The 14,682-nt window shown below is 65.8% G+C and carries 11 protein-coding genes; 8 read left to right on the plus strand and 3 right to left on the minus strand.

The genetic code is table 11. From position 1 onward, the window contains the following. Window positions 1-60 precede the first annotated feature (60 nt). A complete protein-coding gene (locus KUV39_RS18390; RefSeq protein WP_222460605.1) occupies window positions 61-1,314 on the minus strand; it encodes a peptidase G2 autoproteolytic cleavage domain-containing protein in 1,254 nt (417 codons plus the stop codon). A 352-nt stretch (window positions 1,315-1,666) separates the two neighbouring features. Here KUV39_RS18390 and KUV39_RS18395 point away from each other — a divergent pair, with 352 nt between their 5' ends. After that, entirely contained in the window at window positions 1,667-3,907 is a 2,241-nt protein-coding gene (locus KUV39_RS18395) for a calcium-binding protein (protein WP_222460606.1), read from the plus strand. Window positions 3,908-3,933: 26 nt separating this feature from the next. On the opposite strand, the gene KUV39_RS18400 is transcribed toward KUV39_RS18395, so the two are convergent. Then, window positions 3,934-5,397 carry a M10 family metallopeptidase gene (locus KUV39_RS18400; protein WP_222460607.1) on the minus strand — a complete coding sequence of 488 codons (1,464 nt, stop codon included), beginning with the start codon at window positions 5,395-5,397 and terminating at the stop codon, window positions 3,934-3,936. A gap of 283 nt (window positions 5,398-5,680) precedes the next feature. Between KUV39_RS18400 and rfbC the strand changes: the two genes are divergently transcribed. The 4 genes from rfbC to rfbA all read left to right on the plus strand — a co-directional run bounded on the left by rfbC (window position 5,681) and on the right by rfbA (window position 9,166). Then, window positions 5,681-6,235, plus strand: coding sequence for a dTDP-4-dehydrorhamnose 3,5-epimerase (rfbC, locus tag KUV39_RS18405; RefSeq protein ID WP_222460608.1), 555 nt, complete (start codon window positions 5,681-5,683; stop codon window positions 6,233-6,235). Window positions 6,236-6,238: 3 nt separating this feature from the next. Continuing rightward, complete coding sequence (gene rfbB / locus KUV39_RS18410; RefSeq protein WP_222460609.1) at window positions 6,239-7,291, plus strand: dTDP-glucose 4,6-dehydratase; 1,053 nt, start codon at window positions 6,239-6,241, stop codon at window positions 7,289-7,291. Window positions 7,292-7,415: 124 nt separating this feature from the next. Beyond that, the gene (rfbD, locus tag KUV39_RS18415) at window positions 7,416-8,267 is read left to right on the plus strand and encodes a dTDP-4-dehydrorhamnose reductase (protein WP_222460610.1); all 852 of its coding nucleotides are present in this window, start codon (window positions 7,416-7,418) and stop codon (window positions 8,265-8,267) included. Continuing rightward, window positions 8,264-9,166: a glucose-1-phosphate thymidylyltransferase RfbA gene (gene rfbA, locus KUV39_RS18420; protein ID WP_244998461.1), complete on the plus strand. Its 903-nt coding sequence runs from the start codon at window positions 8,264-8,266 to the stop codon at window positions 9,164-9,166. The genes rfbD and rfbA overlap by 4 nt, the downstream gene beginning before the upstream one ends. A gap of 155 nt (window positions 9,167-9,321) precedes the next feature. Here rfbA and KUV39_RS18425 read toward each other — a convergent pair whose 3' ends face one another. Then, complete coding sequence (locus tag KUV39_RS18425) at window positions 9,322-10,461, minus strand: polysaccharide biosynthesis/export family protein (RefSeq protein ID WP_168578050.1); 1,140 nt, start codon at window positions 10,459-10,461, stop codon at window positions 9,322-9,324. Between the two features lie 111 nt (window positions 10,462-10,572). Here KUV39_RS18425 and KUV39_RS18430 point away from each other — a divergent pair, with 111 nt between their 5' ends. The 3 genes from KUV39_RS18430 (at window position 10,573) to KUV39_RS18440 (ending at window position 14,605) form a co-directional block, all read left to right on the plus strand. Then, window positions 10,573-11,622 (plus strand): NAD-dependent epimerase/dehydratase family protein, encoded by a 1,050-nt coding sequence (locus KUV39_RS18430; protein WP_222460611.1) that lies wholly within the window; start codon window positions 10,573-10,575, stop codon window positions 11,620-11,622. Between the two features lie 11 nt (window positions 11,623-11,633). After that, the gene (locus KUV39_RS18435) at window positions 11,634-12,245 is read left to right on the plus strand and encodes a sugar transferase (protein ID WP_222460612.1); all 612 of its coding nucleotides are present in this window, start codon (window positions 11,634-11,636) and stop codon (window positions 12,243-12,245) included. A 485-nt stretch (window positions 12,246-12,730) separates the two neighbouring features. After that, a complete protein-coding gene (locus KUV39_RS18440; RefSeq protein WP_222460613.1) occupies window positions 12,731-14,605 on the plus strand; it encodes a polysaccharide biosynthesis protein in 1,875 nt (624 codons plus the stop codon). Window positions 14,606-14,682 lie beyond the last annotated feature (77 nt).

Genomic DNA, 14,682 nt, shown 5'->3' on the forward strand with positions numbered 1-14,682 from the left:
CGGGCAGATCGCAAGAGAGGGCGCCCAAAGGCCTGCGCCCCCCCGGTTTTCCGGTCCCGATCAGCGCAGCAGCCAGTCTTCCAGGGAGAGGTGATCCGGCGCTTTGGCGGGCAGGTCGCGCAGTTTGATCCAGCGCGGGTCGGTGGGTTGACCGGGGCGCAGGCGCAGCCGGCCCAGGAGCCCGACCATGGCCCATTCCGCCCGGCGGCTGCGCGGCACATGCGGGCGGTTCGGATCATGGGCAGGGTTGCGCTGCGGCTGACCTGCCGCGTCGCGCCGCACCGCGCCATAGGCATCCCGCAGCAGATGGCCGATCCAGCGTTCTCCGTCACTGCCGCCCACCACCGAAGGCGTGGCCGAAATCACCCCGACGGGACACTCGCCTGCGCGCGCAACGCGGATCCGCTCTCCCACCAGCACCACGCACAGCCCGCGCCGGTCTTCGCCCTCTGGATTGCCATCCTCCCATTCCAGAAACTCGGCATAATCCGCACCCCCTCCGATCCAGGCGCCGTCGCAATATCCGTTGCCATCCTGGCTGAGCCGAAAGGCGGTGCCGCTGCCATCGCCGGCCTGCAGGTAATCCTGTCCGCTGCCGGTGGCCTGAAGCGACAGGAGCGCGGCGTCATCGCCGGCCACTTCCAGCCGGGCATCGGGGGCTGAGGTGCCAAAGCCCGCCCGGCCGCTGTCGGCGCTCAGCACCATCGCAGCCTCCCAGCTGCTGCCATCGGGCGACAGTTTCACGGTGAAATCCCTGTTGCCCGCCAGCCCCATCTCGGCATGGCCTGCCCAGTTGGACTGAAACAGCAGGCTGGCGGTGTCACTCTCTGCGGCCTTGTTGATCTTCAGCTGATGGCCCTGACCGGCGTGGCTGAACAGGCTGGCGTCGCTTGCCAGGGCCAGACGGTTGGTGGCATCGGCATCGGTGGCCAGGCCGAGCTGCTCCAATCGGTTGCCTGCGGGGGGCGGCAGGATCCAGGCGGTGCCATCCCAGACATGCAGCGCGCCATCCTGCCCCTGAGCCCCTGCCACCCAGGCCCGCCAGCCTGCGCGCGGGGTGAGAAACAGCCACTGCGGATCCTGCCAGATCGCCAGCTGCCCGCCCTGACCGGCCCAGGCATCCGCGGGCGTGGCGCCAAGCGCATAGGCGGCACCGGGCGCAGGGGTCTCGGGCGGGGTTGTGGCATCCAGCGCCACAAGGCGCAGCTGCACCAGCGCATCCAGGATCTGCAGGGCGGCATTATGGGTGACGTGTTTTTGCGCCTGCGCGGGCATCAGATAGGGCAGGGCAAGCAGCGGGGAGATCTCTGTCATGGGGGCTCCTGATCGGCAGGGAGAGGGAGGGGATCGGTGAGGAAACTGCGAGGGCCCCAGTCTGCCAGAGGGATCTGAGCCAACCGCTAAGGCAGCGTTCGCAGCCTGCGCAACACCCCCGGGCAGCCCCTGCCAGACGCGCCGTTCTGACTTGCCGCGTGACGGGCCTCTGTGACGGGCCTCGTGACCGGCCTCTGGTGACGGGCCTGCCGACCGTGATGCCGCCGCTGAATGCGGGTGATTGTCTTCAATATGTAAACAATGTCCGCCTTTGCGCCGTATTTCCGCGCCGATAAGCGCCGCGACTCACCCGGAAGTTGATCTCCACACGGTGGTCAAAAGGACAAGGGTGATGGAGATACGCTTTGAGGGGCGCTTTGGCGCGGGGGATGAGCTGCTGGATGTCGATCTGCGCGATCTGGATATCCATCACAGCGCCGGGGGCAGGGTGCATCTGCTGGCCACCACGGGTCTGAATGGCGGGGTGACGAGCTATGATCTGGGCCGCGCAGGCCAAATTCCGGGCTCTGCTCCGGTGGTGGAAAACAGTATCTATCACAGCGGAATTGGCCTTGTTGGGGGGGCGCCGCAGGGGCTGGCGCAACTGGTGGAGATCGCAGATGAGACGCGGCTCCTGCTGGCGGGGGGCGCTGCGGGGCGGCTGCTGTCACATGGGCTGAGCAGCGCGGGCGCGCTGTCCGGACAAGAGCAGATCGGCGGGGCAGGGCTCGCGGCCATGGGCCGGCTGGCCGCCGCCGTCACCGCAGAGGTGGGAGGCGCCGGGGGCACGCTTTATGCGCTGGATCAGGCGGGGGATCTGTTTGGCTGGCAGCTGGGGGCGGGGGGCGCGCTTGGGGCGTCTGTTGCGATCAGTGGCGCGCCGCTTCTGCCGGGGGCTCTGGCGATGGTGCAGGCAGATCTGCCCGGTGGTGGCCTGGCGCTGTTGCTGGCCGACCGGGTGACGCAGGCGGTGATCAGCTATCGCATCGACCCCGCCAGCGGCGCGCTGAGCCGGGTCGACAGTTTTGGTGCGGCCGAGGGGCTGGGGGTGGCTGAGCCCACGGTGCTGGAGAGTTTCACCGCCCACGGCAAAAGCTGGGCGCTGATGGGGGCGGCGGGCAGCGGCTCGCTCAGCCTGCTGGAGCTGGGCCGCGACGGCAGTCTGCGGCTGGCGGATCATCTTCTGGACACCGCCCAGACCCGTTTTGGCGGCATCAGCGCGCTGGAGGTGGTGGAGGTGGGCGGCGAGGCGCTGGTGCTGGCGGCGGGCAGTGACGACGGGCTGGCGCTGTTTCGTCTGCTGCCTGATGGTCAGCTGGTCCATGTGCGCAGCCTGGCCCATGAGGCTGCGGTGGGGGCTGCGGGGCTGGGGCTTGCGAATGTGACGGCGCTGGCGGCCACGGTGATGGGGGACAGTTTGCAGATCTTTGCCACATCGGGGGCCGCAGCCGGGGTGTCGCGGTTTTCGCTCTCGCTTGCGGATCTCGGCCAGGTGGCGGATGCGGGCGGTGATCGGCTGACGGGCAGCGAGGGCGATGATGTGCTGGCAGGCGGGCCCGGCGCGGTGCTGAGCGGCGGCGATGGCGCGGATATCTTTGTGCTGCGTCCGGGGGCCGCGGGCAGCCGCAGTTCGATCCGGATCAGTGATTTCGAAGTGGGGGTCGATCAGCTGGATCTCTCGGCGTTTGCGGGGCTGCGCAGCCTGGAGGCCCTGGGCCATGACAGCCGCAGTGGCGGGGTGGTGCTGCGCCATGTCGGCCCGCAGGACACGGTGACAGAGGTGGTGGTGATGACCCGCGATGGCCAGAGCCCCCCGCTGGAGGCGCTGTTTGCCGACGGCTTTGCCTTTGCCGACCGGATGCTGCCGCCGCCAGAGGCCCCGGATCCCCGTCGTGTCGGCTCGGCTGGAGAAGATCAGATCCGGGCCCGCCCGGCTGGCGATCAGATCACCGGCCTTGGCGGCGATGACACGCTGCACGGAGATCTGGGGCGCGATCAGCTGTGGGGCGGCGCGGGGCGCGATCTGTTGCAGGGGGCAGGCAGCGCAGACCGTCTGTTTGGCGGCACTGGCCGTGACACGCTGCAGGGCGGCAGTGGCAAGGATCTGCTGCAGGGCGGGGGCGGGGCGGACCGGCTTGAGGGAGGGCAGGGACACGACCGGCTGGCCGGCGGCGGCGGTGGCGATCGCCTGTTTGGCCAGTCCGGTGGCGATCAGCTGCGCGGCGGCAGCGGTGCGGATGTGCTTAGGGGCGGGGGCGGGGCAGACCGGCTCTGGGGGCAGGGGGGCAATGACCGTCTGTTTGGTGGCGCAGGCAAGGACATGCTGGCCGGCGGCGGTGGCCGCGATCTTCTGGTGGGCGGCGGCGGGGCGGATGTCTTTGTCTTTGGCAAGGGACACGGGCACGACCGCATCCGCGATTTCACCCTGGATGAGGATCTGATCCGCCTGCAGCCGGGCAGCGGGGTTGGCGGTTTCGAGGATCTGATCCTGACGCAGCAGGGCGATGATCTGCGCATCACCACCCCGCAGGGTCAGATCTGGCTGGAAGACATCAGCGCAGCGCAGATCAGCGCCGATGATTTCCTGTTCTGACAGAACCCACCATCGGGGCGGAGCGCTCAGAAGATGAAATCGCCCGCGTCCAGATCAGCAAGCGCCGTGTTCAGCAGCACCAGCGTGTCGCCGGATGCATCGCGCAGGATCACATTGGCGCCGTCCTCTTCGAGATGGTTGTCCCACAGGTCCTCGAAATCCTCGATCCCATCCGCCCGGCGCAGATTGATCCGGTCGTCTTCGCGCAGATCCCGCAGCACATCGCGCCCGGCAGAGAACACAAAGACATCGGCCCCGCCGCCGCCGCTCAGCTGGTCATTGCCCAGCCCGCCATGCAGCGTGTCACGGCCAGTGCCGCCAAACAGACGGTCTGCGCCGCCCCCACCCTTGAGCATATCGCGCCCCGCGCCGCCAAACAGCCGATCCGCGCCCCAGGCGCCCTTCAGCTCATCCGCGCCCCGTGCGCCCTGCAGCGTGTCACGCCCGGCCCGGCCCAGCAGCTCATTGGCGGCGGCATTGCCGATGATGCGGTCATGCCCCCGCCCGCCCCAGGCATCTTCGATCAGGTTGATGGCGCGGCCGCTGTCATCACGCACCGCTGCCGCCATGGCGACATTGTTGTCCAGCGCGCCAATGCTGGAATAGCGCCCGGGCCGCAGATCGATCTGGCTGTTGCCCGCCACATCGGACGCATCCAGAAGATCCTGCCCGCCGCCGTCCCAGATCGTCAGGCTGATGTTGCGGACGGTCCCGTCCTCTCCGCGCAGGGTCATGTTGTCCTGACCATATTGATAGGCCAGCGCACCGCGCCCGTCGCCATCGCCCAGATAGACCGTTGCGTCGTTGCGGGTCTGCGTATTGGCACCATAAAGCGCCTGCAGCGCCTGAATGTCCCACAGCATCGGCGTCACCGCCCAGCCCTGTGCCTGATAACTCAGATCCGCTTCGCCCGGGTGCGCCACATAGGACATCACCGTGAACTGGCCGTTGGTGGTGGCATCATTTGGCTGTTCGTTGGGATGGCGCAGCCCCAGCGCGTGGCCCAGTTCGTGCAGATAGGTGTTCCAGCTGGTATGCCCCAGCATCGGTCCGATGCCCGGCACATATTGATCGGGGTTGCTGCTGTTGATCCAGAGATCCCCGGCCACAGAGGCCGTGGTGCCCAGATCATCGGCATCGGGAAAATCAGCGACAAAGCCAAAGAGACCGGTGTCGTCAAACCCATAGCTGGCAAAGGCCATATCCAGCACATCGCCGGTCCCGGCAGGGGTGAGATTGACATTGGCCACCTCGTTCCAGGCCGCCACGGATTGCAGCATCAGCGCCTGCTGGCGCGCATCCATCGCAACCGAGGCGCTGGCCGGGACATAGTTTCCGTCGCCGCTGACATCGTAATCATCAAAGCGCCCATCATAGGGGTAATAGCCCGGCACCTGGCTGACAAAGGCATAGGTGATCCTGCCCTCGCCATCGTGCCAGCCCTCGGTGTTGCTGACCAAAAGCGCGCGGTAATCCTGATATGACGGCATCGGGGGGCTTTCCATCTGTAAGAAAACAAAAATCACGTTAAACGTGTATAAGTCAGAGATGGCCATCAGCACAACGGATCTCTCCTGTCACGCCGCTGACCTTCCCCAAGGTCAGCCGGCACGCCCAAAGGCCATCCGAGAACAGGCCCGGTGAACAGGGCCGGTCAGAAATCCGCCCCTTTTTTGCCCCTTCGCCGTGGCATGGTGGGGGAACTGAGGGTAGGACAGAGCAGACCAGCCCCCGTTCCTGCGGGGCGGCGAGGATCCACAGCGGAGCACAGCGATGCAGATAGAAGAGACAGGCCTGCCGGGGCTCAAGGTGCTGACGCCGGCACGCTTTGGCGATAGCCGCGGCTTTTTCAGCGAAAGCTGGAATCGGCGCCGCATGGCAGAGCAGGGGCTGGATCTGGATTTCGTGCAGGACAACCATTCGCTGTCGCGCGCGCCCGGCACCCTGCGTGGCCTGCATTTCCAGTCCCCGCCCGCGGCCCAGGACAAGCTGGTGCGCTGTGGTCAGGGCGTGTTGTTTGATGTGGCGGTGGATATCCGCAAGGGCTCGCCGTCTTACGGGGCGTGGTTCGGCATTGAGCTGAGCGCGGAGAACGGCAAGCAGCTTTTGGTGCCCAAGGGCTTCCTGCACGGGTTTGTCACCCGGGTGCCCGATACCGAGGTGATTTACAAATGCACCGATTACTACGCGCCAGAGTGCGATGGTGCGGTGGCCTGGGACAGCTGCGGCATTGATTGGGGCTTTGACGGCACTCCGGTGCTGTCCGAGAAGGACGCCGCCGCGCCGGCGCTTGCGGATTTCGACAGCCCGTTTGTGTGGGAGGGGTAAGCGATGAAGCTACTGGTTACGGGAGGCGCCGGTTTCATCGGCTCGGCGGTGGTGCGTCTGGCCATTGCCCGCGGCCATCAGGTGGTGAACCTCGATGCGCTGACCTATGCCGCCTGCCTGGAGAATGTGGCCTCTGTGGCGGACAGCCCGGATTATGCCTTTGAACAGGTCGATATCCGTGATCGCCCCGCATTAGACACTGTTTTTGAGCGCCACAAACCCGATGCGGTGATGCATCTGGCGGCGGAAAGCCATGTGGACCGGTCGATCGACGGGCCGGGCGATTTCATCGAAACCAATATCACCGGCACCTTTAACATGCTGGAGGCGGCGCGCAAATACTGGCTGCAGGCGGGCAGGCCCGACGCCTTCCGCTTCCACCATATTTCCACGGATGAGGTCTATGGCTCTCTGCCTGCGGACCCTTCGGTGATGTTCACCGAGCAGACGGCATATGATCCGCGCTCGCCCTATTCGGCCTCCAAAGCCGCGAGCGACCATCTGGTGCGGGCCTGGAGCGAGACCTATGGCCTGCCGGTGGTGCTGACCAATTGCTCCAACAACTACGGCCCCTATCATTTCCCGGAAAAGCTCATTCCGGTGGTGATCCTGAATGCGCTGGCGGGCAAGCCGCTGCCGATCTACGGCGATGGCTCCAACGTGCGCGACTGGCTTTATGTGGAGGACCACGCCGATGCCCTCCTGCTGGTGGTGCAGAAGGGGGAGCTGGGGCGGTCCTACAACATCGGCGGTGAAAACGAGCGCAGCAATCTGGAGCTGGTGAACACGCTGTGTGAAATCCTGGACCAGAAGCGCCCGCGCGCGGACGGCAGGTCCTACAAGAACCAGATCACCTTTGTCACCGACCGCCCGGGCCATGACGCGCGTTACGCCATTGACCCCAGCCGCATCCGCGAAGAGCTGGGCTGGCGTCCCAGCGTGACGGTGGAGGAAGGGCTGGAGAAAACCGTGCAGTGGTATCTGGACAACGAGAGCTGGTGGCGGGCGCTGCAGGACCGCGACGGAGTCGGCCAGCGGCTGGGGACGGGCAAGTGACGGGGCAGGACAGACACTCCCGGGGCGCGCAGCGGCCCGGGATGCACCTGCCCGCCCCCCGGGCGGGTGCATTCGCCCCCGCCCCGGGCAGGCACATCCCTTTGTCGTGGAAAGGGGCGCAGGCATGACCATTCTCGTCTTTGGCAAGACCGGCCAGCTGGCGCAGGAGCTGGCAGCCTATGACGGCGTCACCTGCCTGGGCCGCGATCAGGCGGATCTGAGCCACCCGGCGGCTTGCGCTGCAGCGATCCGGCAGGCGCAGCCGCAGGCGGTGATCAATGCCGCTGCCTATACCGCCGTCGACAAGGCGGAGAGCGAGGAGGCGCTGGCCAGTGTGATCAACGGCGCGGCGCCCGGCGCGATGGCGGCGGCCTGCGCTGAGGCCGGCATTCCCTTTGTCACCGTCTCCACCGATTATGTCTTTGACGGCAGCGGTGATGCCCCCTGGCAGGCGGGCGATGCCACCGGGCCTTTGAATGCCTATGGGTGCTCCAAGCTGGCAGGTGAGGAGGCCGTGCGCGCCGCAGGCGGGGCTTATGCCATCCTGCGGACCTCCTGGGTGGTCTCGGCGCATGGCAACAACTTCGTCAAAACCATGCTGCGGCTGGGTCGCGAACGGGACCGCCTGACCATTGTGGCCGATCAGATCGGCGCGCCGACGCCTGCGCGCGACATCGCGGCGGCCTGCCTTGCGATGGCCCGGCAACTGGCGGAAGACGCCGGCAAATCCGGCACCTATCATCTGCAAGGCGCGCCCGAGACCAGCTGGGCGGATGTCGCGCGCGCGATCTTTGCCGAGGCCAATATCACCTGTCAGGTCGAGGATATCCCCACCACCGCCTATCCGACCCCGGCCGCACGGCCCTTGAATTCAAGGCTGGATTGCGCGTCACTGGAGCAGACTTTTGGCATTTTGCAGCCGGACTGGCGGCTGGGACTGCGCGATATTTTGAAGGATTTGGGAGACTTGGCATGAGGGATGGCAAACCCGGCGCAGAACATATTTCCGCCCGCAAGGGCATCATCCTGGCAGGTGGCTCCGGCACGCGGCTTTATCCGATCACCATGGCTGTCTCCAAACAGCTCTTGCCGCTTTATGACAAACCGATGATCTACTACCCGCTGTCGGTTCTGATGCTGGCAGGCATCCGCGAGATCTGCATCATCACCACGCCGCAGGATCAGGATCAGTTCATCCGCCTTCTGGGGGATGGCAGCCAATGGGGCATTTCACTGACCTATGTGGTGCAGCCCTCACCCGATGGGCTGGCGCAGGCCTTCATCCTGGCAGAAGACTTCCTTGCGGGCGCGCCCTCGGCGCTGGTGCTGGGGGACAATGTGTTCTTTGGCCACGGGCTGCCCAAGCTTCTGGCCGCGGCTGATGGCCATGCTGCGGGTGGCACGGTGTTTGGCTATCACGTGGCCGATCCGGAACGCTATGGCGTGGTGGCCTTTGATCAGGACGGTCAGGCACGCGAGATCATTGAAAAACCGGCGGTGCCGCCGTCGAATTATGCGGTGACGGGGCTTTATTTCCTGGATGGATCGGCGCCTGAGCGGGCGCGCGCGGTGCAGCCCAGCCCCCGTGGCGAATTGGAAATCACCGATCTGTTGCAGAGCTACCTGAACGAGGGGAACTTGCGGGTGGAAACCATGGGCCGGGGCTATGCCTGGCTGGATACCGGCACCCACGGCTCCTTGCTGGATGCGGGCAATTTCGTGCGCACCTTGCAGGAACGTCAGGGCCTGCAGACCGGCTGCCCCGAAGAAATCGCCTATGACCAGGGCTGGATCAGCGCCGAGGCGCTGCGTGCCCGCGCCGAGATGTTCGCCAAAAACGCCTATGGCGCCTATCTGGAAGGGCTTTTGAAATAAGGCGCAGGCCTTTTGCGTGAGGGGTTGCGCGAGGGCTGCATGATGGACTGAAAAACCCCCGCCGCAGGGATCTGGGCGGGGGTCTGTTCTGTCAGACGCCTTGGCGCCCGTTTTTCTGCATCAGTGTTTTTGCATCAGGCCATCCGATCCGCAGATCAGAGCACCCCTGCGCGGCTGAAGACACCAAAGAAGTTGCCGATGATATTGGAGATGGTCAGCGCATCATTCACCGGAGCCTCGGTGGCAATCAGCAGATCGCCCGAGTTGATCTCGAAGCGGCGCGCTGAAAACAGCCCGTCAGCCGAGGTCAGATCCAGCGTGAAGACCACCCGTGTCTGACGCGGGCCACGCTGGCCGGGCGCCAGCGCACTGTCGGGATATTCCCGCAGCACCAAAAGCCCCTGCGGATCGGCGCGGCTGTCCTGAAACCCGCCAGCCACCGACATCGCATCCATCGCCGACATGTGGTCCTTGGTGAAGATATGCAGATCCTCGCGGCCGGTGGCGCCAAAGGACAGGAAATAGCGCGCATCTTCTTCGACAAACACCCGGTCGCCGCCGCGCAGCAGGGTGTCGCGACGCGGGTCGCTCAGCAGGGCATCCACCGAGGTGCCATAGATATTGCGCCCGCGCACCAGGCGGATCTGCGGATTGTTGAGGCTGGCACTGATGCCGCCGCCTGCTGCAATCAGCCCCATCACGGTATAGTTGCGATCCGGCATCGGATAGGTGCCGGGATTTTCCACGCCAGACACCAGATCCACCGAATTGCCGCGCCCTTCGGTCATGTCCAGCTGCAGCTGCGCCGAGGGCACGATGGTTTCCAGTTCGCTCTGCAGTTTTTCACGCGCCAGATCCGGCGTCAGCCCGTTGACGTTCACATTGCCCACATAAGGCATGAAGACACTGCCGTTGGCGGCCACGGTCACATCCTGCAGCTGCACCATCTTTTCTTCAGGCGAGGTCAGCAGGGAATTGTCGCTGCTGTCCCAGATCCGCAGGGTCAGCAGATCGCCGGGCTGGATGATCTGGGTCTTGGCGCCCTGCTGGGCAGCAATCCAGGGCAGGCTGTGCTTGCCGCTGTGACGGCCGGTGCTTTCGGGGCCGGTTTCGGGCCATTGGCCAAGGGTGGGCAGAAAGGCGCGGGTGACGGGATAGAGCGCGAAATCGGCATCCGCATCATCGGCGGTTTTCAGGATTTCTTCGCTGGCAGGCGCGCCACCGGGCAGGCGGCCACAGGCCGCAGGGGTCAGCGCCACGGCAAGGGCAGCGAAGAGAAGGGACAAACGGCGCATGGGCAACCTTATTGGAAAACGGCTTGATTTTTGCTCTGTGCAAGATACTGGGCGTGGGGACTGCGTCAACTGCAAGGACGCCTCGGGCCAGACGGGAAGAGGACAGGCGTGATGCGTTTGCCACCGAAAATTGACCCTGCCGCCACGGCGGCCAGCGCGGGCGCGTCCACGCCCGAGCCTGTCGCTGTGCTGGTCGTGGGGGCGTCGGGGCGCATCGGGCAGGTGCTGCGCCAGATCTGCGCCGCCGCAGCGGACAGGTCGGATCTGCTGTGGCGCTGGCAGGCCCGACGCGCGCCACAGAACAAACCACAGAACGCGCCAGAAACCGGGACAGAAGACTGGCATCTGCTGGATCCGCTGGCGATGCCCGATGCGCTGGCCCAGGCTGCCCGTGGCACCCGCGCCATTCTCTGCCTGGCAGGTCCGGTGCCCGGCGGGCGCGCGGGCGCAACAGCCGAGCCCGAGCTGCTGCGCCAGCACAGCACCCTGGCGCTGGCCACGCTGGAGGCGGCGGCCCGCGCCGCCGAGCAGACAGGCCACCCCCCGCATGTCTTTCTGGCCTCCTCGGCGGCGGTTTATGGCGCCGCAACGGGCCTGTTGCGCGAAGATCAACCGCTTATGCCGCTCTCTCCCTACGGGCGTGCCAAGGCCGAGATGGAGCAGGCGGCACTGGCGCGCGCGGCGGAACTGGGCCTGCCGCTCACCCAGCTGCGGATCGGCAATATCGCAGGTCTGGATGCCATTTTGGGGGGCTGGCGACCGGGGTTCTGTCTGGACCGGTTTCCCACGGGTCTGAGCCCGCAGCGCAGCTATATCGGCGCGGCACGGCTGGCCGAGGTGCTGATCTGGCTGTTGCGAACGGGCGCACGCGCAAACCGGGACACCCCGCAGCCCGCCCTGCCGCAGGTGTTGAACATCGCCCAACCCGGCCCGGTTGAAATGGCGGCGCTGCTGCGCGCGGCGGATCTGCCCTATGACACACGGCCAGCCCCGACAGGCGCCCTGCCCGAGGTGGCGCTTGACGTCAGCCGGCTGATCGGGCTTTTGGCGCCAAAAGCGACCTCTGCCCCGCCGCCGCGGGCCAAACCTGCCCTGCCGCAGGCAGATCCTGCGGAGCTGGTGGCCGAAGCCCGTGCGCTGCAGCTGCTGCCCGCCCGATAAAGGAACCGCCCATGACCTGGCGCAAACGTCTGTTCGATCTCTTTTTTGCCAGCCTCCTGGTGGTGGTGCTGGGGCCTGTCCTGCTGCTGCTGATGATCTGGCTCCTGCTGAAGGAGGGCCGGCCGCTGTTTTACGTGGCCGAGCGGATGAAAGGCGTCGATGAACCCTTTGCCCTGTGGAAGCTGCGCACCATGACGGTGGTGGACAGCGACACCGGGGTTTCTGGCGGCGACAAATCGGCCCGCATCACCCGCACCGGCGCCTGGCTGCGCTCCAAGCGGCTGGATGAGTTCCCCCAGCTGTGGAACATTCTCAAGGGCGATCTCTCCTTTGTGGGGCCGCGCCCGCCCCTGCGCCAATATGTCGACGCCCATCCGGAGATCTACGCGCAGGTGCTGAAATCGCGCCCCGGCGTGACCGGTCTGGCCTCGATCACCTATCACCGCCACGAAGCCGCCTTGCTGGCGCGGTGCGAAAGCGCGCAGGAAACCGATGCGGTTTATTCCCGCCTCTGCGTGCCGATGAAGGCGCGGCTGGACCTGATCTATCAGCGCAATCAGAGCATGTGCTATGATTTCGATCTGGTGTTTCAGACCATCGGCAACCTGTTTCGCCGCGGCTGAGAACAGGGGCGGCAGGGCGGTCTGCCCTGCGGGATGTTGCGAGACGGGCTTAACCATGATTCCCGTAAAAGCTGCGTCCGGCCTGTGCCCGCTCCCGTCCGGGCGGGGAAGATGCAGAAGATTTGCACAAAACCTGGCCTGCGGCCCCGCAAATGCACATAAATCCCGGCCAAACGGCGCTTTTCTGCCACCTGCGGTTTTGTATTGATGCGCGATTGCGGTTAAGATGACAGCTACGTGATCCCAGGGGGACCGGGTACAGCAAAACAGACAGATCCCAGGCAGAGCGTCTGGATCGGTGTGTGTGCACCGGATGGCAAAGCATGTCGTATTGTCGGCATGTGGCCAGACTGTCTGGGATTTGAAATTGGAACTTTTCGGTGACGTCGGGACGCGTCATCACAGGCCACCGCATCCGCGCCTCCATCCGGAGCGCCACAGCCAAGATGCACGCGGGGCCAGGACAGGGGACAGGACGGCCAGGGATGTTCAATCTGATCAGCGCGCTGTCACGCAAACAGAAATCCTATATTTTCCTGACCATCGACCTCGGGCTCATTCCGCTGGCGCTGTTGTTCACGCTTCTGGTGCAGCCGCTGCCCGGCTCGGCGCTGGTCACGCTGGTCGCGATGCTGCCGGTGCTGCCTTATGTGCTGGCGGTGGCGGCGGGTGTGGCGCTGTGGCTGGGGCTGCCGAAGGTGCAGCTCAATGCCTATGAACGCCACGCGGTTGGCCTGACCGCGCTGCTGGCCTGCCTGACCGCCGTGGCCACGGCCGTGCTGACCCTGCTGTTTGGCCCCGATCTGCCGCCCGGAACCCATGTGGTGTTTGCCACCACCTATTTCCTGTGCCTTCTGGCCGCGCGGGCGGTGCTTTATCAGGTGGTGGTGGCGATCTACCGCCGCGCCCAGCCTCGCTGCCGGGTGCTGATCTATGGCGCGGGCACCACTGGCGCGCAGCTGGCCCAGGCGCTCAAGGCCCATGACGGCATCGATCCGGTCGCCTTTGTGGATGACAACACGTCGCTGCAGGGGGTGACGCTGGTGGGGCTGCCGGTGTTCCCGCCCGCCCGCATCGCCGAAATTGCCGAGGCGCGCCAGATCAACCGCGTGCTGCTGGCGATGCCGTCGCAAAGCCAGCCGAAACAGGCCCAGATCATCCAGCGGCTGCAGCGCATGCAGCTGGAGGTGCAGGCGCTGCCCTCCTTTGCCCAGCTGATCGGAGAAGAGGCGCTGGTGGACAAGCTGACGCCGGTGGCACCGCAGAATTTCCTGGGCCGCGCCACCCGCGATGTGCCCCTGCAGGAGGCCAGCGGATCCTATCAGGACCGGGTGGTTCTGGTGTCTGGGGCAGGGGGCTCCATCGGGTCCGAACTCTGCCGTCAGGTGCTGGCCTGCCGACCGCGCAAGCTGGTGCTTTACGAGCTGTCGGAGCTGGCGCTTTATACCATCCACCAGGAATTGGTGCAGCAGGTCGAAGGCACCGACATCGAACTGGTGCCGGTCCTGGGATCCGTCACCGACCCCCGCCAGGTGCGTATGGTGCTGGCCCATCACGGGGTGCAGGTGGTGCTGCATGCCGCCGCGTATAAACATGTGCCCCTGGTAGAGGCCAACCCGCTGCCGGGTCTGGCCAACAATGTCTTTGGCACGCAGACATTGGCCCGCGCGGCCGCCCGCTGCGGGGTGGAACGCTTCATCCTGATTTCCTCGGACAAGGCGGTGCGCCCGACCAATGTGATGGGGGCCTCCAAGCGTATGGCCGAACTGGTGGTGCAGGATCTGGCCACCCGCCATCCCGGCACGATCTTTACCATGGTGCGCTTTGGCAATGTCTTGGGCTCTTCGGGCTCGGTGGTGCCGCTGTTTCAGGATCAGATCAGCCGGGGCGGGCCGGTCACCGTCACCGATCCGCGCGTCAAACGCTATTTCATGACCATCCGCGAGGCGGTGCAGCTGGTGCTGCAGGCCGGCGCCGAGGCCCAGGGGGGAGAGGTGTTCGTGCTGGATATGGGCGAGCCGGTCTCGATCCTGCAGCTGGCCCGTCAGGTCATCGAAAGCGCCGGGTATTCCGTGCGCGACGAAGCCTGCCCCGATGGCGATATCGCCATCGACATCATCGGTCTCAGACCCGGTGAGAAGATGGAAGAAGAGCTGACCCTCAGCCCCGATCTGATCACCACCCGCCATCAAAAGATCTTCTGCGCCCGCGAAGCGGTGTTGTCGGAAATCGAAGTGGCGGCGCTGATCCGCGGGCTGCGCCAGGCGGTGGCCGCAGGTGACGAGCGCGCCGCGCGCCATCTGATCGAGCGCTGGGTCGAGGGTTACCGCATTCCCGATGCCCTGCGCCACAGCTCCTGACGGCCTGCGCGCCGCCAGATAGTGTAGTGCGGCCACAGCGCTGCGCCTGCAGCAGGGCGCGGCTGCGCAAAACATTG

This window comes from Phaeobacter italicus (assembly GCF_019801785.1).
Taxonomy (GTDB): Bacteria; Pseudomonadota; Alphaproteobacteria; order Rhodobacterales; family Rhodobacteraceae; genus Phaeobacter; species Phaeobacter italicus.